This window comes from Micromonospora sp. PRAS1 (assembly GCF_059553435.1).
The window spans coordinates 151,698-169,361 of record NZ_JCANNB010000010.1; the positions used below are offsets into that span (position 1 = coordinate 151,698).

Here is a 17,664-nt window from a genome sequence, read left to right on the forward strand (position 1 = left end):
AACTCCCTTGGTGGAGGTCAGGAGGCAAAAGCGGCGAGTCGATCGCCGGAGAGGTTGACCAGCCAGGTGGCCTGGCGGGTAAGGCCCTCGCGGAGCCCGACGGTGGGCCAGTAGCCGAGTAGCCGGCCGGCGCGGGTGAGATCTGCTGCTGTCGCAGCCACGTCGCCGGGTTGAGCGGACACGACCTTCACCGGCACCTCGCGACCGGTGACCCGCGCCGCTTCGTCGATCAACGTCAGCATCGAGACGCTGGCGCCGCCGCCGATGTTGACGACCTCGGCTCGACCATCAAGGTGACCGGCGGCGAGGGTCGCGGAGATGACATCGCCGACGTAGGTGAACTCCCGTCGCTGGCTACCGTCGCCGAAGAGCATGACGGGAAATCCGGTGTACGCGGCGAACAGAACCCGGCCGATCGCCATATCGGGACGCTGCCGGGGCCCGTAAACGGTGAAGTAGCGCAACGCCACAACACTCAACGCACTGTCAGTTCGTCGGGCGTAGGCGAGACTGAGTTGCTCGGCGGCGAGTTTGCTCACCCCGTACGGGGACAGCGGGCAGGTCGGATCGTCTTCGCGGCTGGGCCGATCGGCCGGCCCGTAGACGCTCGACGACGACGCGACGACCAACCGACGTACGCCCTGGCGGGCACATGTGTCCAGCAACCGCTGAGTGCCGAGGATGTTGGCCTGGCTGTAGTCGAGGAACTCGTGGCCCCACGAGGGCCGAACTCCCGGTCGCGCGGCGAGGTGGAACACGGTGTCGCAGCCGGCCACCGCATCGTCGAGCGGATCGGCGGCCAGGTCCAGGCAGTAGGAGGAGAAGAGGGGACTGGCGGTGGCGCCAGCCAGGTTCTCGTCTGCCAGTGGATGCTCGCCGAGTCGTCGACGGTCCAGGCCGACGACCGTGACGCCTCTGGCCAGCAACGCGTCGACCAGGTGCGAGCCGATGAAGCCGGCGGCACCGGTAACCAGGACACGAGACATCATCGATGCTCTTCCTTTCGCAGGGTCTGCTCGAAAAGCCGCTGCCAGACGTGGTTGAACAGGGGCGGGTCGATGCGAGGAAGGTCCACCCGCTCGGCCATGAGCACGGGTTCAGGGCGGGCCGTTCTGGTGGAGTTGTTGGCCGCCGCTGCGGTGGCATGGCGGGAGATGTAGAGAGCCATCACCGACCCCTCACCTGGGCCGTACCGTGCCTGGGCTGTTGTGACCGACCGCCGGAGGTGTGGCATCGACGGTCGGTGTGGCGGACCCGCCGGGAGCCTGGCGGGTCCGCGACCGAGAGGCGGCGAGTCGGGAAATCTCGCCGGTCACTCGCCTGCGCAGCCCCGTTGGCAGTACGCGGGCGCGGAGTCATCCTCACGGCACCGAAGCCGACCGCCGTCGAGGCAATCGGATTCGGCCGGGGCGACGCAATCTCGGGTCTGTGCGACGTGTCCACCACGAACCTCATGCCGTTGACGGGACTGGTCGGCGACCACCGAGGCCAGCCAAGAACAGGCGGCTTCGATGTTCGGCACTAGCGAACCGCCCACGGCGGCGGACCGGTACCGTCCACTACCCGTCCAATCGCAACCAGGTGGTGACGACGCGTAGCCGGACTGGCTAGCGTGATTGACGTCGACAGGCGATGACCGGAGGTGCGCGATGGCGGAACGGCGCTACCCCTCGAACCGGCGGCTAGCGTGGGAGAGACTCCAACGCGGTTGGTCCTACGAGGAGGTCACCGAACGCATTCGCACCGAGATGAGCCGCGCCGGAGAGACCGACACCGGGCTCAACGCCAACACCGTCCGGCGGTGGGAGATCGGCGAGCGGTGGCCAGATCCGCGGTACCGCAAACACCTGGTCGCGATATTCGGTAAGCCGGCCAGCGACCTCGGCCTGCTCACCCCCGACGAACTGGCCGTACGCCCGGACGCGGAAACACTGCACGAGTTCAGGAGGTTGTGGGACATGCTCACTGAAGAGGGCAAAGGCAACGGTTGGGACCGCGCATCAGTGCTGCGCGCGCTGGTCGGTGCGAGCATGCTGCCGCTGGTCGCGCCGTTGCTGTCCCTTGACCCGGACGCCGCACACGCCGAGGGCAAGGCCGTCGACCCCGATTCGTACCGGGAGATCGTGCGCTGTCAACGCGAGCTGTACTGGACCAGCCCGGCCCGGCCGCTGCACGAGGCCGCGTACGCCCACACCCAGCTCGGCATCGGGCTTCTGCGCGCTGCCACCGGTGCCAGCCGAACCAGCCTTGCCTCCGCTCTCGCCGAGTCCGCGCTGCTCACCGCCCGGCTCGCCTTCTTCGACCTCAACCAACCGGCCATCGCGGAACGCTGCTACGACGTCGCCCTCGCCGCCACCCGCGAGGCCGGCGACCACGCCCTGGCCGCCGCTGTCCTCGGCCACATGGCGTTCGTTCCTGCCTTCGGTCACCAGCCGAACAACGCTCGGCCGTTGGTCGACGCGGCTCTACAGCACACCTGGCACGGCGTGAGCCCGCTGGTCCGGTCATGGCTGCACTGCGTCGCCTCCGAGGTCGAGGCGCGTGCCGGAGTCGCAGCCGCCAGCCGTCGTCACATCGACCTCGCCGCGGGCGCGGTCGACGGTGACGGCAACCCGCCCGAATGGTTGGACTTCTACGACGACGGCCGCCTGAACTCGTTCGCTGGATACGCAGCCCTCGCCAGCGGCGACCACAGCGAAGCCGCCGGCCAGCTCAACCAGGCACTCGCCGCGCTCACCGCCACCGGTGCCAAGCAGCGCAGCGTCGTACTCGCCGACCTGGCCACCGCCCACGGCAGTGACGGCGACAAGGCGGCCGACTACCTCAACCAGGCCGTCGACGCCCTACAGAACGACTGGTACGGCGTCGGCCTCGACCGGGTCCGAGCCGTCCGTCCCATGCTCGGCGACAGCCGACACGGCACCATGCTGGACGAACGCGTCGCCGCCCTCACCGCCGGCCGCACCGCGCTGCCGGGTAGTTAGCGGGCCGACTCGTTGTGCTTGCGAACGAGGTCAGGCAGCTCGGCCAGTGAGTCGAGCTGGAAAAGGCACCGGTCGCTGACCGCCTTGTCGCCGAGGATGTAACCCCACGGGCCGCGACGGACCAGGGCGGTCGCGATACCCGCCTCCTGCGCCGGCCGGATGTCATTGTCCAACCGGTCCCCGACGTAGAGCACCTGGTCAGCCGGGCATCCCGCCTCGGCGATCACGCGGTCGAAGAACGCGGCGGAAGGCTTCTCCACACCCCAGCCGTCCGAGGTGCCGATCACGTCCACCGGTAGGTCCAGGGCACGCAGGATCGTCTCCGCCCGCGCCGTCTGGTTACCAGCGAGGCCAACCTGCAGCCCCGACTCGCGCAGCGCGGCCAGGCACGGCCGAGCATCCGGATAGAGATCCTCCTCGGTGAAGGACTCCGGCTGCCCCGCCGCCGTCCGGCGCTCCCGCTCCTCGGCCAGGTCGAAACCCGGCCGGAAGACCTGGAACGTCTCCCGATAGTCAAGGCCGCGAGCGATGATCGCCCCGAAGACGGCCGAGAAGGTATGGCGCGGCACCCCGAGCCAGTCCGCCCACGTGCCGTACTCCCGAGACTCATCGACGATAGTCTCGCCCACATCGAAGAACACGCTCGCAATCACCCGGCGATTGTGCCCGGTGCACCCATCGGGATCAACGTCCACTCGCGGGCGGAATGCCGAACTGGCTCGGCTCGGCAGTAACACCGCACCCGAGACCGACCAGACCCTTCCCGCCGGGTCGATGACCAGCCGCTGCTCTTACTCACCAGAAAGGTTCACCTTTTTCTGCTATGGAATGGTCTAGATACGTACATCCTTGCAGGTGAGGTGCACTTTTCTTTATCGCCCTCGATGCAATGCATTCAGATTGGATAGCCGCGGTCAGGCCGACCCGCGAGCGCCCGAGCGCGTGATCGTCCGGTTCGACCGTGACCCCGCCCGGCGGCTCGGCCTGCAGATCTCCCTTTTACGCCGCTTCAGCGGCGTGCTGATGCGCCCGGGCGACAGTCGAGTCCACCGACACGTCCCACACGACACGTCCGGCCCCGTCAGCCAGGGCCTGCAAGGCGGTCAGGATCCTCGCCCAGGTCTCGTCACGCTGCCAGCGCCGGAACAGCGCGTACGCCGCAGCCCAGGACCCGTAGCAGTCCGGGACGTCCCGCCACTGTACGCCAACCCGTACCCGCGACCGAATTCCATCGATGAGCTGCCGCTTCGTCCATGTCGACGGCCGACCTGGCCTGCGCCCCGCAGGTAGCAACGGCTCCAACGCCGCCCACTGTGCGTCGGTCAGGTCATGCCGCCTCGTCACCGCTAGGGTGTTCACGAGGTCTCCGGTGTTCGGGTTCTGCTTGGTCGCTGAACCAGATACCGGAGACCTCGCTACATCTCGAACACCGACACGCCAACTCCTCAAACCGGCAGCCCAAGCCCTGGCACCGACTTCGACACAGGGCCTAGCCGGATCGTCCCTCAGGGCCGATCGGCCACAGACTCGCCGAGGCGGGCGTGCCAGCGTTGATCGAGAAACCCCTCGCCCCGGACCTGGGCACCGCACGAGCCCTCGCCCAAGCCTTCAACACCGCCGGACTGATCGGGGCTGTAGGCCACCCCGAGCGGTACAACCCCGCACTGGAAGCCATGCGGGTCCGACTCGCCGACGGGGGGCCCTCGGCGACCTCTACCAGATCACCACCCGGCGCAAAGGGCCCTACCCGCCCCGGATCCGCGACATCGGCGTCGTGCTCGACCTCGCCACCCACGACTTGGACATCACCACCTGGGTCACCGGCATGCCGCTGGTCTCGGTCGCCGCCCGAACCATGGCACGCAGCGGCCGGATCGCCGAAGACCTGGCCGTCATCCTCGGCGAACTCAGTGACGGCACCCTCACCAGCCACATCGTCAGCTGGCTATCCCCACTCAAGGAACGAATCACCATCGTCACCGGCGCTCACGGCTGCCTCGCCGCCGACACCGTCCACGGCGGTCTCACCTTCTACGCCAACGGCTCAGCGCCAACCGAATGGGCCGCCGCCGAAGTGTTCCGCGGTGTCACCGAAGGAGCCATCACCCGATACGCGATCCCGAAACGAGAACCCTTGCTCAGGGAACACGAAGCCTTCGGCGACGCCATCCTCGGCCAAGAAGCACCGATTGTGACCCTGCAGCAGGCAGTCGCCACCATCGCCGCCACCGAGGCAGTTCTCACTTCGGCAGCAACCGGTAGCTCCACCACTCCTGACATGCCGCGCGCACCCGCGTCCACGATTCAGCGCGGCCGACTACCTGCTTGAGGTCGCGACTCCATCCTCAAGGTAGATACCGCCACGCCCGATCGCGGCAACCGCTGCGGCAACCCGCCGAGCCAACCGAGGAATCAACACCTCGCCGAAGCATTCCGGCTTGACGAACTCGAATCGGTCCAGCTCGTCAAGGCACAGGCGGATCGTCGAGATCTGAGCCGCCGTCAGCACCCCGCCGTCGAACACGAACATGAGCCCGCCGTCCCACGGCGGGCTCGCCGGCACCCAGTCAACGCACAGCAGCGCCCCTGCGGACACCGACAGGCCCAGCTCTTCCCTGACCTCGCGCACACACGCCTCCGCGGGGGATTCGTCCGGTTCCACCATCCCGCCGGGGATCTCCCACACGTCCTTGTACGTCGGGTGAACTACCAACACCCGCCTGGCCTCGTCGCGAAGAATGATGCCGGCGGCTGCGCGCACGCGCGTCACGTTGGCGATGTAAGAGAGATCAGGTTCGGTCTGTGTCTCGGCCACGCGGCAGACCCTACGGGCTCGCCTCGTGTGTTTCCCCGAATCGAGCGAGTTCGGCGACCGCAGTGCGGCGAGAGCTGTCGGTACATCCCAGGACGCTCGCCCGGCCAGCACCGGGTGCGGCTGTCCGACGGCGGCCGGGGGAGTGCTGGGACAAGGCCGTCGCCGAGTCGTTCTTCGCCGCGATCAAAGCCGTGCTGCTCGATGAGCGAACCTGGTCCACCCGAGCCGCCTGTCGCGTACAGCATGAGTGCAGAGCCAGGTACACGATGAGCAACAAAGATCCACAAGTAGATGGATCGACGTCCGGCGCCACGAGGGGCACTGTCATACGCCGGGACGGCTGCCTGATCTAACTACGTCGGGCCACCGAACGGCGAAGAGACGAACGCGACTCGCGGCATGAGAGTAAGCACGGAAGCAGTTGCGGAGACACCGGCTGAACCTATCGAGCTACCAGCTCAGTTATCACCGGAGGTGGCCTCCATCGCTTCGCCCTGGCATTAATATAGTTAAGTGTCCGCGCATCAGGCATGAAGTAAACGTACCGGTAAGCGTTTGCGATCTGCTCGTCATTTATGCGCTCTAGATCGCGATGACCGATGGCGACTATGGAATTCGTCTTAGTTGGGAGCCTCAAGCAGTAATCGGGATGCACTGGAAGGATCATGAATTGCGAGTCGAACAGAGGCAAGTCGCCCGAGCGACGTGTGCGTCCAGTTGGGGGCACCAGAAAGACCGGGGTGTCTCCGAGTATGAAATGACGACCAGTCGGCGCTCGCAGGATCTCCACGTTGCATTGATCAACGATCCGTTTCAAATCCTCGAACGACTCGTCTATTTTCTTGCGAAAGTTGATGGCCGGGTCCCAGTTGGCTAAGCCCTTGGCCTTATCTACCAGAACCGAGCGCAGGTCCTCCTCACTTGCCGACTCTCGTCCGTGCAGGGCGCGAAACTCTTGGGCAAGATACTTCCTGACGTCCTGAGTCGCGGTCAGGCGCCTCAGGGACTTAGCAATGGCTTCGTCTGCAGCCGACTGACCAAACCGCCGGAGTGTGTGACTCCTGAGCCGGTGGATCGCTATTGTGCGCTTTAGCACAGTAAGCAGCGCCGGATCGCCTAGCACTCGGCCAGCTGCGACAGCGGCAATAGCGCTCGGAATAAGGTTCTCTATGGGCTGCCACGCCTGTTCCATCTCGCCGGTGAATGATGTTGTCCAGTCATTGAGGTAACCGCACGACTTTGGAGCCTTTTCTGAATAGGCCTTCCATTCGAGGCGGTAGGTGCCGATCTTGATCGGTTTTTCGGGGCCCGAGAACTGCCGCAGAAGCGCTTGGGATACCAGATGCTGGCGCCGGACAGGCGGCCGAGGCGGACGTGCCATCTGCTGCGTAAGCCACTCCTGAAGATCAAGACGCTTGGGCCGGAAGAAGAGCGGCCAATGCTGTGATCCTGAGGGCTTGATGTACTGCACGCGATACAAACTACCAATCGAAGCCTGAGCGCGACGGGGCCGGAACCTGATCAGCCACCTGACCCCGGGCCAGGACCACGACGCACGCCAACTGGTACGGCTGCTCGACGACGTGGCCGTGACCCGTCACGGCGGGATCGGCCGTCCGAGCAAACGCCTCGATTCCCTCTCGGCGGACAAGGAGTACAGCTCCCGAGGCAACCGCCTTGTGCTGCGGGCCCGGCGCATCCCGCACGACATTCCCGAGAAGGACGACCAGAAAGCCAACCGGGCCCGGAAAGGACCACGCGGTGGCCGTCCGACTACCGTTCGCCCGCACCGCTACCGCCAACGCAACACCACCGAACGGCTGTAAGCAGTTCCGCGCTGTGGCCACCAGGTACGACAAGCTCGCCTGCCGTTACCGGGCCACCGTGCAGATCGCCGCGCTCTGCTCAACCCAAGAGCACGGTCATGTCGCACATTTGCCGGAGTACGGACCGCGGCTCCCGCCGAGGATCGCTCCGCTCCACCCGCGTGATTGGTTGCGGGTGCACGCTAAGATCATCCAGTGCCACGCAGCTACAAGGATCGAACGCTGAAGCTCCTCTTTGGCACGGCGGCCCACTGCGCGTACCCCGGGTGCGCGAGCCCGATCATCTTCGAGGACCGAGGCCTGCTGACCCCGACGGCGCAGATCGCGCACATCCGGTCCGAGTCGCCCAAAGGGCCGCGCCACGACCCGGCGTATACGGGCGATATCAATGACTTCGAGAACTTGCTTCTCGTCTGCGGCGTGCATCATCCTCCGGTTGACCAGCATGATTCGGTCTACACGATCGAGGAACTCCTGGGGTGGAAAGAGCAACAGAAACGCCAGGGTGACCGCTTTGTGCGCGACGCGGACCTCGCGGCGATCGCACGGCGCATTAACGGCGTTCCGCCAGTCACGTCGGACGCGGTGCTTCGCGGTCCGATCGCCCATCTGGGCGAGGCGGAGCGGCTTCAGCAGGCAGAAGAGCGAGTGGCCGAGTCTCCTCTGGAAGCGGCGTCGCTGTTCGCCGAGGTGGCGTCGAGACTCGAGGCCTCGCCCTTCGCCCGGCATGCGATCCTGCTCCGGACCCGCCAGTGCGAGGCCCTCGAATCCGGCGGCGACTTCGAATCTGCTGCCGCCCTGCGCCTCAACTTGGGATGGGCTCTCCACACCTACGGAAACTCGTTCGCCGTAGCCGAGCACATACGCAAGCTAGACAGCAATCGCCAACACCTGTCCGAGTCGATCCTCCGATCAATCAGCGCGCTTTCCTGCGTTGCTGCATTCGGTTATAGCCACTCCGTAAGTATCGATGACGTAGCTGCTGCTTTTGATGCGCTCCAGAGCACTGACATGAAATATCTCGAATGTGCATTGATGCTCGCGGAACAGTGCATCGTGTGGCGCCGTGCCGATCTCTTGACCATGCGGATGGACCGCCTGCGCGATGCCGCTCTGACGACCCCTCTCGACGATGATCACCTGACGATCCGGGCGCGCATTCTGATGTGCCTCGCTGAAGTGGCCGACGACTGGAGTCGGCTTGACGGCGCTAAAGGGCATTATCCGCCGAACGCCGTCGCATGGATCGCCGCTCGGCATGCGCGCCATCTGGCGCTCAAAGGGCGGACGGGCGAAGCGCTCCGACGATGGCAAGACGCCATCGACGTGGCGGTCCAGGCCGGACTCAACGACTCCGCCGCGTCCTGGCTCTACGCCACGGTCTGGGTCGCGAGGCAGAATTTCGGCCCGCAGATGAAGGCGGCGGACACTCACCTGGTCGCACAGGCGCTCAAGGTCGGCGGCAGCGGCTCAGTGCTGCCGGAGCCACAGCCGTACGCCTCACGGGCGAAGTCCAACATCCTCGACAAGCGGTGGCCCGACGCGCGACACAACCTGCACCAGCACCTCTCCTATGCGGTACTGGGCGCCGACTGGCAGGAAGAGTTCCTGGCACACCAGCGGTTCGGGGACCTGTACACGGAAACCGGACAGTGGACCGGCGCGATCAGGCACTACGTTTACGGCAGCTATTCGCAGAAGTTGAAGGCCCTGGTCGGCCGGTTGCCCGACGAGCCGCTCGACTTCCATCCACCGTCGGACGATCAGCCGGCCTGGGAACGCGCGGCGGCCTTCCGCTTTGCGTCGATGGCCGCCGAACTCATCCCCGAGGAGACGGCCCGGGAGTGGGCAAGTGCGTCATATCGCGAGCTCACCACGAAGAAGTTCTCGCGCTCACCCATTGACACGTGGGGGCCCGCCTTCGGAGCGTTCGCCGGAACCTGCGGTGCCGCATCGCTGGAAGAGGCAGAAGGATTCCTAAACCTGACGCAGGACCACCTATCCGAGTCGACGCCTGACTCGTTCTTCGCGTTCTACGAGGAATACATCACGGCAGCGGTTGCCATTGCCGAAAGTCACCCTTCACTGAGCGCCCGGGTGATCGACGCTCTGTGCGATGCCGTGCTGCTGAACAATCATATTGCCGACTACGCGTCCGACAAAGGAGAACTTCTCTTCCATTCGAACCCATCACGCGTTTCGGAGCGCCTGGCGTCAGCGGCCTCAGAGGGAAATAGGTACGCCGCACTCACGCTCGTGCTCGCCGGTAGCGACATCGAGCCGGTATTGGCGGTTGCTCGCTCTAGCTTTGAGCGCGACTCGCAGCCCTTTGCGTTCAACCCTAGCGTTACCACCTTCGGCACGACGCTGAAGGAAACCGCCCTGCTAGTGCGGACTCTTGACGACACAGACCGGACTACCTTCACCGATGCAATGCTGGACAGAGTGGCCGAGGTGCGCGACGCCGCCGAAAATCGTTCCGATGCCCTCCAAGCGATTCTGTATCTCGCTCCCACGTTGCCAGCGGCGACGCGGTCCGCGACGTTCGACGCGCTGATGAGCTTCGTCCGGGAGCCGACGGAGAGCTTGGTCGCGTTTGGGATCGACAACGGCCCATTCGCCCGCTTCAAGTTTACCGGTGGCACGCCGCCGCTGGCTGCTCTCGCCTTGCGCGTCGCGGCCGCCCTCGCGACCACTCAGGAGCAGTTCACGCAGGTGCAGGAACTGGCGATCTCTCTGATGTATGGCGCACGGGACACCGACTGGCTCCACATCGCGCACGCACTGATCGCTCTCCCAGTGGAGGCCCTCCAGATCGACCTCCCGGTCTTCGCCGCGCATCCCAACAAGGCACCCCGAGCCTTCGCCGCACGCGTGTGGGTGCGCGCACCCAGCCAGTGGCCCGACCTAGGCGTCAAGCTGGCGAAGGACCCAGAGCCAGCCGTCAGATATGCGCTGGCCAGTTCCCTGAAGGACAGCCCCGAGCACGACGAGGTCCGGCACCTGCTCCAGGCCGACCACCGAAGGCTGATCGCCCGAACCGCAAGAGCCCAAGCTGGTCGCCGCAGGGCCTGACATCGGGGATGAAACTGACGTTGATGCCGGACCTACCTCGCGCCGGTCCGTCGCCGATCACCTCTCGGAACTACCTAAAGCGCTCCGGGTTGCCGGGGCTCCAGCCGTCGAGCTACAGCACACGGAGTGCGACGAAGCCGCCGACGGACGATGCGCGGTCGGCGGCAGATCCGTGTACCTGACCTTGTTCCGGTCCGACTTCAGCTCAGCCTGCTTACAGAGCTTCAGCGCGCGGTGTCAGGCCTGCCGCTATGCCGTCCCGTTTTGGCCCGAGCAGCGCTTCTCACGTCAGCGCCGGCTCATCGGTTCGCAGGGCTGCTCATCCTGAGCTGGTCGTGAGCGATGTTCCGCCCGATGCCGATGCCGATGCCGATGCCGATGCCGATGGCCCGGCTCGGCTGTGCAAGGAAATCCAAGCCGAGGTATGCACGAGGACGCTCGGCGCGCTGCCGCTGAGCCAATGCGGCACCGCACGACGGGCGGGTACGACCCGCTAGCACCCGCGAGTTCGCACGGCACTAACCCGCGACGCTTGGGTCGCGGTGGCGCTGCCCGCCGTAATCTGAGAGCCACCGCTCGTGCAAGTCGTCAGCCCGGAAGGCGAACCCCAGCGCGGCGGCCAGCGGCTGGTCGAAGATCTGCTGATGCACGTCGGGCTGCCGGCGGAGATAGGTAATCGCCGTCGTTGTGAGCTGGATGGCGGCCGACAGCAGCGGCTGGGGCCGCGGGGACGCCGCCTGGAAGTTGGGCTCGAAGCCGCCGTCGACCTGCACGAGGTGATTGCGCAGAAGGTCGTGCCAGGTGCCGTGTACGGCGCCGGACCCGGTACGAAACGCCGGATACGCCGTCGCGCCGAAGGCCATCTCGATCCGATCCAACGCGGACGGCCAGTTGATACGGCGGCGGCTTGGAAGCTGCTCAAGGTCGACTCCCGCTGCCCGAGCGGTCTCGTCGATGGAGGCGCGTATGCGGGCCTCGATCGGCAGCTCGACACCGCCGTTGAGCATTTGTTGGCGCTCGACGACCTTCAGGAACTCGCGTTCGGCGATGAGACTGTCTTGCAGGAAGGCGAGGTGCCGTGTTCCGTGCTCGTCGTCCCCGCACAGGTAGGACAGGTTCGCCAGCGTTTCGATGAGTTCCCGGCTAAGGGACAGCTGCTGGCGCCCCTTCGACACGCACACGTCCCCAAGTAGGTCGGTGCACAACTTGCAGGCGCGCACCAGTAGGCCGCACCGGATCGCGGCGTACAGACCGAGCGGTTGCCCAGGCACGATTCCGGCCAACGCGCTGGCCAGGCCGAGCGAACTCTTGAGGAGCTCGACAGCAGCAGTCATGAACGGGTTCTCGTCGTCCGCGTTTCGCAATGCGATCCAGTCTGGCTCGAATACATGAAGCTCGTCCATTGCGACGTGCCTTGACGTCCAATTCACGAACTGATGATAGGTCCCACCTCTGGCGGGGCGGACAGTGATTTTGGCTGGGCTGTGCCTGCCAAGATTCGCTGCCGGAGGTCGACGCGGAGATTGGGTGAACGCGCTCACGCGGGCCGAGAGCTTCATGGTGGCGGTGTGGGCACGGATGTCTTGGCGAACGGCCAGCTGAACCCGCCTCCCTGCCGCAATCAGTAATGATCTTGTTCCGACGGCCGCTGGCGTCAGCTGGGTAGCGCGACGCCGTCGTGCCGACTATCGGGAAGCTCGCCGCGGTCGAGGAAATCTCCCGGTCCGGCATTTCCGGCGTTCGCCCATCCGGATGTATAAAAAACCCTATGGATGAGGGCAGCACGAGCCGCGCCCGAGCGCCGTCACGGACGGCGACGAATTGGCCGGTGGTCTGCACGGACCGGCGGCCAGTCGCAAGATCACATGCACGCACATAGGCACGACGGGTCAAACCCCACCGCACCTCGTGCCGCAGCGTGACGCCCGATCGCGCGATTTCGTGCGCATGATTTTGTGATAGTGACAGGACGAATACCGCTCGCCAGAGATCGGGCGGATGTCAGGCAGCCGCTAGACCTGTCGACTCCCGGACCACGGCGCCGAGCGGTCACGCAGAGCCAGTAGTCCGCACGCCTCCCTCGTCCGTGGGCCCGCCCTCGGACGGTCCCTCTTCTGCTTCTAGGCCGAGCCAAGCGAATGCGTCCTCTGCCGCTTTCTCGTCGGTCCCGAGAAGCTGCAGACTGGTCCGAATGAGCGTGTAGAGCTGATCCACCCAGGATTTCGCGATGCCGACGTTGCCGCCTGAGTTAAGAGAAAGACTTGGGATGAGGTGCTGTCGGTGAAGCACGTTCAGGCAGCGCTCCATGGCATGAGTCTCAATCGACCACCATTCGGAGTGCGCGACCCCACTCGCCATAAAGTAGGCCTGGCGATAAAGATCGAGAAGGCCGCACTCTTCAGCCATGGCACGTATTGATTTTTCCTCGGCGAAGGAGTCGCGGGTATCCACGACTCGATGATCGATAATCTCGTCATTGTGGCTCAGCATCGCCAGGTCCTTGATAGCCTCCTCGAAGTCAGGTCGCCTCGCCTCCGCAGGGAGTTCGTCCATGATTTGCGCGTACAGCTTCGCCTTGCCAGCTCCATACTCCTGGTAGGCGCGGTAGATCGACGGGTCCTGCCGGGCCATCCACTGGATGTAGATGCGGATCTCAACTAGCACCCGAATGATGTGGGCACCGTGCTCCATACACCACAAATCCGGAGCGCCTAGCGCCGTGATCACATCGCGTCCGGCACGGGCGACGAGCCCCGAGTGAACCTCCTGCCGCTCTCGGTCGTAGAGGCGCGCAGGCGACCTCTCAAGTGCCTCCACATAACTGCAGAGCAGGTCCATCGCCAGCTGGCGAAGATGAGCGCCCTCTTCCGGTACTGAGGCAGGGATAGGGTCCTCACCATTGGATGATGCGTCCGTTGGCAGGTCCACGGCACCCTCAATGTCGGACTCGTTCCCATCGAGTTCGCGACCCCGTATACACCGTGAAGTCATGGAGTTCGCGTCCCAGAAAACCTTGGCCCACTCAATAGCGTTCGCGAAGCAACTCTTATCTTCGTAGGCCAGCATCCCCTTATGCGCCCCCCACATCGACCGCACGGCGGAGTCGGCCTTCCCGCGAGTCTTGGGGTCGTTCGGATAGGTCCGCAGCAAATCAATTGTCGCGGCGCTCGTACTGAAAGTGCCAGCCTGGACGGCGCTCCATATATACAGGCACTTGATGACGGCCTCGCGATGCCCATCCTTGAGAACGCCGAGTACGGCCCGCGAGAGCAGATCGATCTCTTCTCGGCCCGGAGGTGCCACTTCACGATCTACAAGCCACTCCGCTGGGCGAAGCGGGTAGGAAGCCAAGGCGCTCACGACGGATTCCGGGAGCAATCTATGTTCCTCGGCCCGGGCCTTGACAACAGCCTTCGCATCCGGAACGTGGGAAGCGAGTCGGTCGAGGCTGGTGAATCGGCCATCGAGACACTCTGCGACTAATCGTGGCTCGGCTTTCCCTGCGAGGTCTTCCTGGACCGCCTTCTGCCAGCGGACGAATCGGACCGCTTCTGCAGTCCCGACCTCCGATAGCACGAGCACCGGCCACAGCAGGTCTGGCAAATCGTCCCGCACCCAATCTCCGATCTGGAGGACGCCGGTGGCAGCGAGCGGTGACCGAAAGGTTCGGCCCTTCCTGACGTGGCCAGCGAGTGGACCGGATCTCACGTTGGGGCGGGGAAGCGACATGTATCCACCGTAGGGCTTGGTGCCGACACTTCCGTTGCCTGCCTCGACAGCTCGCCTTGCGTGCGCTCATCGGCCAGATCCGGAAGTGACCGGCTCTCGACACTCGCAGAGATCCGTTACGCACGGTTATCGTCGGGGAGGCCGCGCGAGTTCCGATGGTTGGCAAGGTAGTCGATCACCGGGGTTGGCTGACGTGCTCAGGGTCTGCCCTTCAAGCCGTACCTGGCTTGGTACTTGTGCCGGTACCTGGACACCGAGGCCCACATGGCGCTCTCGACTTGATCTCGGGCTGTTGCAAAACCCACCGCAGGTGCTTTCCCCGCGGCTACCTCGGCCTCGCCGCCTACGAAGCCACCGGCAGTTTCCGCACCATCGGTCCGACAAGTAGCGTGACAACGAGCCGTCGACCTTGTCCGTCAGATCGGGTTAGCCCCAGTCGCGGCCCGGGCAACCTCCGACTGTTGGTTACGAAGGTACTTCGTTGGGCCCGTCTCTGTCGTCCCGGTCAAAGTCGCGCAAGGTACGTCCCAGGGCCCGGATCACCTCCAGGCGGTGCTGCCCCGCATCGGTGAGGGTCAACGATCGGTGGCCGTCGACGAATGCCTTCTGGGCGAGACCGTTCTCCAGTAGGCGGTCTACGGTGCGGGTGATCTCGCCGTCGCCGATGCGACTGCCGGTCCACCTGGTGATGGCGTTGCCCAGCTCGCTGTATCGCAGGGGCCGCTGTTCACCGAGACACACCAAGGCACCAATGACGTACCGATGTTGGATAATGTCCCGAATCTCCAGAAGCTCTCCGAACTTCACCCCACCCCCCGATGCCCCGCTGCTGGAGTCGTTCGATGTCGGTTACCCGACAGCAAGGCAACAGTGTGCCGCTGGTGGTGTACCCGGTGTCAAGGGTACTGAGCGGAGAGTCGAATCTTGCTGGGCCCATCTCCGGACAAAGCGGATCGAAGTAGGGTCAGCTGAGGGCTAGGTGCTCGGTTGCGCGGGCAGGTGCGGTGAAGTCGACCACCTGCCGCACCAAGTCGCAGACCTTGATGCCTTTGCCGGTGAGCGTGAGCAAAAGCTCTCCATTGTGGTCGGGCTCGGCCAGTTCGGTGACAACGCCTGCCTCCGTCAAGGCCACGATGGCTGTCTCGACAGCATTGCCTTGACCGCGCAGTGCGGGACAACGTCGGGGAGATCGCCCCTCTTGGACGGCAAAGAGCACGTCGGCTATCAACGGGACCGCGAAGAAATCGACCACGGTCTGTAGTTCGCTGCGTTGCTCGGACATCCCTATCTGTCTCCCCGCGGGTACCAGCGACATTCGGCGTCATCGGAGGCCGAGGCGCGATGAGCACAGTGTGACTGCGAGGCGGGGGCGGTACAAGGGGCAAGATTTCTCTAGTGCCCGCCCGCGTGAGCTGCTGCGACATCTACCGAGAGTGAAGATCTCTCGCGTGGGAGTTGCGGTGCCGTAGATCGCTGCGGCCTGTCGCGCACGTACCCGAGAGCACGCACAGCCGAGTGCGTACAGCGGTGCTCGTTCGGCGGTGGCGCTCATTGCGGTGCGTAGCGGCTACCGATCATTTGCGCTAAGACCAATGGGTGCGTCCTACCGCGTGGGGGAGGTGACAGGGATGCCCGCTGGCTCATGGCTCAGTCGTGGAACGAGGGCTCTCGGACTGCTGTCCGTCGGACCCGCCGGTGAAGCTGGTGAGGGGGCATCACTCCCACCGGTTGGTCCGGCTCTGCCGGGCCGCGCATGCAGGAAGGCGTCCAGATGACACGAATCGCCAAGATGAGCAGCTCAATGGTCCTCGCGCTGGGCTTGGCGTACGCGCTAACGGCCTGTTCCGGATCGTCGAGTTCCGGTCCGGACTCCACACCGTCGGCTGTTCCGTCCACGGCAATGCCGTCTCCCGTGGACTCCGCTGAAGAGCAGGCTCGACAGGATGTCATCGCCGCTTACGACGGCTATCTGGAGGCGTACGTCAAAGCGTCGGCCACCGCGGACTACCGCACGAAGGAGTTGGCCAAGTTCGTGGGGGAGCCGCTGCTGGGGCAGTTGCTCAACAACCTGCAGAACATGTCGCGCAGCGGAGTGCACAACGAAGGACGCCCGGCCTGGAACCCCACGGTCACGGAGCTTCGGCTCGATGCAGGTGAGGCGGTGATCCAGGACTGCTTCGACTCGACGAACTGGAACATCGTAGGCGGACAGGCCCCACCCACCACCCAGGCGAAGCGCTACCCGGTGGTCGTGAAGGTCAAGCGGGTCAGTGAGCAGTGGTACGTGTACGAGTCAACAGCCAGGCGAAGTTCCCCATGCTGACGCGAATCCTGCGGGCCGCCGCAGCGTCCGGAGCGGCTGTCTTCCTGGTTGTCGGCCTGGCCGGTGCACCTGCCCGCGCGGACTACTGGGTCTGCCCGAAGGTCGGGGACTGCTTCGTCATGGTCGAAGACCCCGGCGGTGGCGGTGACGACACCCCACCCGATGCAGGTGAAGGCGGTGGACGGCAGGAGTGCACCTCCAAGGGAGAGACGGTCCCATGCTGGCAGGCGGGTTGGGGACACCTCAACCCGGCCGACGGCTGCTACTACATCGCCGAGTCACCGCAGCCGCCTGCGGGTGACCCGGCCTGGGAGGGCCGCGAGCCCGGCGAGGGCTCGATCTACCGGCAGCGGTGCTACGGGGATCCCATCGGTGCTCTGGTATGGCGCGCGGATCCGCCGCCGGGCACACCGGGCAGTTTGAGCCCGGCGCAGCTCGCGACCCGCGCCATCAGTGAGCTGCCGATGCGTGGCGCCCAGATCGGCATCAGCCCGAATCCGGACGGTGCTGGGCTGGTGGGCCTGCCGGTGTGGATGTGGACGGCCGTGACGCCGCAGACCTGGGGGCCGGTCACGGCGACCGCCTCAGTTCCTGGGATGTCGGTCACCGCCCAGGGGCAGGCCACCCGGATCAGGTGGGACATGGGGAACGGGCAGTCCGTCGTCTGCGACAACCCGGGCACCCCGTACAGCAAGGCAAAGAACGGCTCGTCGGCGTCGACGACGTGTGGCTTCGACGGGTACTCGTTGCCCAGCCGGACTCAGCCCGGCGGCCGGTACACGATCACTGCCACGACGACGTGGGACATCGAGTGGTGGGTCGTCGGCGGCGGCGTGACCGGGAGCGAAACGGTGACCCGCGAGTCGACCACGTCCATTCGCATCGACGAGCTTCAGGTGGTGACCGGGTGAC

Annotated in this window: 15 protein-coding genes and 1 pseudogene; 6 read left to right on the forward strand and 10 right to left on the reverse strand. The window is 65.2% G+C overall.

Annotated features, from left to right (window positions below):
- Nucleotides 1–17: 17 nt before the first annotated feature.
- Together AC507J_RS12505 and amcA are read right to left on the reverse strand one after the other, a co-directional pair.
- Complete coding sequence (locus AC507J_RS12505) at nucleotides 18–989, reverse strand: NAD-dependent epimerase/dehydratase family protein (protein WP_496289295.1); 972 nt, start codon at nucleotides 987–989, stop codon at nucleotides 18–20.
- Complete coding sequence (gene amcA, locus AC507J_RS12510; protein WP_496289296.1) at nucleotides 986–1,168, reverse strand: multiple cyclophane-containing RiPP AmcA; 183 nt, start codon at nucleotides 1,166–1,168, stop codon at nucleotides 986–988. Before amcA ends, AC507J_RS12505 begins: the two co-directional genes overlap by 4 nt.
- Nucleotides 1,169–1,649: 481 nt before the next feature.
- Between amcA and AC507J_RS12515 the strand changes: the two genes are divergently transcribed.
- Nucleotides 1,650–2,984, forward strand: coding sequence for a helix-turn-helix domain-containing protein (locus AC507J_RS12515; protein ID WP_496289297.1), 1,335 nt, complete (start codon nucleotides 1,650–1,652; stop codon nucleotides 2,982–2,984).
- Here AC507J_RS12515 and AC507J_RS12520 read toward each other — a convergent pair.
- Both AC507J_RS12520 and AC507J_RS12525 read right to left on the reverse strand, forming a co-directional pair.
- Nucleotides 2,981–3,637, reverse strand: coding sequence for an HAD family hydrolase (locus AC507J_RS12520; RefSeq protein ID WP_496289298.1), 657 nt, complete (start codon nucleotides 3,635–3,637; stop codon nucleotides 2,981–2,983). The genes AC507J_RS12515 and AC507J_RS12520 overlap by 4 nt on opposite strands.
- A 238-nt stretch (nucleotides 3,638–3,875) precedes the next feature.
- Nucleotides 3,876–4,343, reverse strand: a pseudogene (locus AC507J_RS12525) (IS5 family transposase); the annotation flags it as partial.
- 10 nt (nucleotides 4,344–4,353) lie between these two features.
- On the opposite strand from AC507J_RS12525, the gene AC507J_RS12530 reads away from it, so the two are divergent.
- A complete protein-coding gene (locus AC507J_RS12530) occupies nucleotides 4,354–5,313 on the forward strand; it encodes a Gfo/Idh/MocA family protein (protein ID WP_496289299.1) in 960 nt (319 codons plus the stop codon).
- Here AC507J_RS12530 and AC507J_RS12535 read toward each other — a convergent pair.
- Both AC507J_RS12535 and AC507J_RS12540 read right to left on the reverse strand, forming a co-directional pair.
- Nucleotides 5,302–5,799, reverse strand: coding sequence for an NUDIX domain-containing protein (locus AC507J_RS12535; protein WP_496289300.1), 498 nt, complete (start codon nucleotides 5,797–5,799; stop codon nucleotides 5,302–5,304). The genes AC507J_RS12530 and AC507J_RS12535 overlap by 12 nt on opposite strands.
- A 442-nt stretch (nucleotides 5,800–6,241) precedes the next feature.
- Entirely contained in the window at nucleotides 6,242–7,270 is a 1,029-nt protein-coding gene (locus AC507J_RS12540; protein ID WP_496289301.1) for a DUF4238 domain-containing protein, read from the reverse strand.
- 58 nt (nucleotides 7,271–7,328) lie between these two features.
- On the opposite strand from AC507J_RS12540, the gene AC507J_RS12545 reads away from it, so the two are divergent.
- On the forward strand, nucleotides 7,329–7,625 hold the full coding sequence (locus tag AC507J_RS12545) for a hypothetical protein (protein WP_496289337.1): 297 nt from the start codon (nucleotides 7,329–7,331) through the stop codon (nucleotides 7,623–7,625).
- Nucleotides 7,626–7,820: 195 nt separating this feature from the next.
- Nucleotides 7,821–10,700 (forward strand): hypothetical protein, encoded by a 2,880-nt coding sequence (locus AC507J_RS12550; protein ID WP_496289302.1) that lies wholly within the window; start codon nucleotides 7,821–7,823, stop codon nucleotides 10,698–10,700.
- A 518-nt stretch (nucleotides 10,701–11,218) separates the two neighbouring features.
- On the opposite strand, the gene AC507J_RS12555 is transcribed toward AC507J_RS12550, so the two are convergent.
- From AC507J_RS12555 to AC507J_RS12570, 4 genes are all read right to left on the reverse strand, one after another.
- A complete protein-coding gene (locus AC507J_RS12555; protein WP_496289303.1) occupies nucleotides 11,219–12,103 on the reverse strand; it encodes a DUF5677 domain-containing protein in 885 nt (294 codons plus the stop codon).
- A 646-nt stretch (nucleotides 12,104–12,749) separates the two neighbouring features.
- On the reverse strand, nucleotides 12,750–14,429 hold the full coding sequence (locus AC507J_RS12560) for a DUF5677 domain-containing protein (protein WP_496289304.1): 1,680 nt from the start codon (nucleotides 14,427–14,429) through the stop codon (nucleotides 12,750–12,752).
- A gap of 465 nt (nucleotides 14,430–14,894) precedes the next feature.
- Entirely contained in the window at nucleotides 14,895–15,236 is a 342-nt protein-coding gene (locus AC507J_RS12565; protein WP_496289305.1) for a hypothetical protein, read from the reverse strand.
- Nucleotides 15,237–15,393: 157 nt separating this feature from the next.
- Nucleotides 15,394–15,711 (reverse strand): hypothetical protein, encoded by a 318-nt coding sequence (locus AC507J_RS12570; RefSeq protein WP_496289306.1) that lies wholly within the window; start codon nucleotides 15,709–15,711, stop codon nucleotides 15,394–15,396.
- A 630-nt stretch (nucleotides 15,712–16,341) separates the two neighbouring features.
- On the opposite strand from AC507J_RS12570, the gene AC507J_RS12575 reads away from it, so the two are divergent.
- Nucleotides 16,342–16,752 (forward strand): hypothetical protein, encoded by a 411-nt coding sequence (locus tag AC507J_RS12575; protein ID WP_496289307.1) that lies wholly within the window; start codon nucleotides 16,342–16,344, stop codon nucleotides 16,750–16,752.
- The gene (locus AC507J_RS12580; RefSeq protein ID WP_496289308.1) at nucleotides 16,746–17,663 is read left to right on the forward strand and encodes a hypothetical protein; all 918 of its coding nucleotides are present in this window, start codon (nucleotides 16,746–16,748) and stop codon (nucleotides 17,661–17,663) included. Before AC507J_RS12575 ends, AC507J_RS12580 begins: the two co-directional genes overlap by 7 nt.
- Nucleotide 17,664 lies beyond the last annotated feature (1 nt).

Coding starts and splice junctions, on each gene's coding strand:
- AC507J_RS12515 (WP_496289297.1), top strand. CDS start 1,650: ATGGCGGAACGGCGCTACCCCTCGAACCGGCGGCTAGCGTGGGAGAGA.
- AC507J_RS12580 (WP_496289308.1), top strand. CDS start 16,746: ATGCTGACGCGAATCCTGCGGGCCGCCGCAGCGTCCGGAGCGGCTGTC.
- AC507J_RS12560 (WP_496289304.1), bottom strand. CDS start 14,429: ATGTCGCTTCCCCGCCCCAACGTGAGATCCGGTCCACTCGCTGGCCAC.
- AC507J_RS12570 (WP_496289306.1), bottom strand. CDS start 15,711: ATGTCCGAGCAACGCAGCGAACTACAGACCGTGGTCGATTTCTTCGCG.
- AC507J_RS12555 (WP_496289303.1), bottom strand. CDS start 12,103: ATGGACGAGCTTCATGTATTCGAGCCAGACTGGATCGCATTGCGAAAC.
- amcA (WP_496289296.1), bottom strand. CDS start 1,168: ATGGCTCTCTACATCTCCCGCCATGCCACCGCAGCGGCGGCCAACAAC.
- AC507J_RS12505 (WP_496289295.1), bottom strand. CDS start 989: ATGATGTCTCGTGTCCTGGTTACCGGTGCCGCCGGCTTCATCGGCTCG.